This is a genomic window from Streptomyces malaysiensis subsp. samsunensis (genome assembly GCF_024519315.1).
In the GTDB taxonomy this organism is placed as follows: Bacteria; Actinomycetota; Actinomycetes; order Streptomycetales; family Streptomycetaceae; genus Streptomyces; species Streptomyces malaysiensis.
Genome location: NZ_JANIIC010000306.1, coordinates 1 through 215 on the forward strand (window position 1 = coordinate 1; position 215 = coordinate 215).

The window sequence follows — 215 nt, forward strand, 5'->3', positions numbered from 1 at the left end:
CGGCGTGAAACCGCTGATCGCCCGCCGCGGCACTGAGCACGGCTCCGGTCTGGGCACCCAACGCTGGGTCGTGGAACGCGCGTTCGCCCACCTGCACTGGTTCCGCCGCCTGCGCATCCGCTGGGAGATCCGCGACGACATACACGAAGCCTTCCTCACCCTGGCCTGCGCGCTGATCTGCTGGCGACGCCTGAAGTCATTCCGATAGGAGTTCT

Annotated in this window: 1 protein-coding gene; it reads left to right on the forward strand. The window is 67.0% G+C overall.

Annotated elements, in window-relative coordinates; genetic code table 11:
- Positions 1-208: transposase (locus NQU54_RS49015; protein ID WP_257636722.1), on the forward strand; the 208-nt coding region annotated here is incomplete at its 5' end.
- Positions 209-215: the final 7 nt, after the last annotated feature.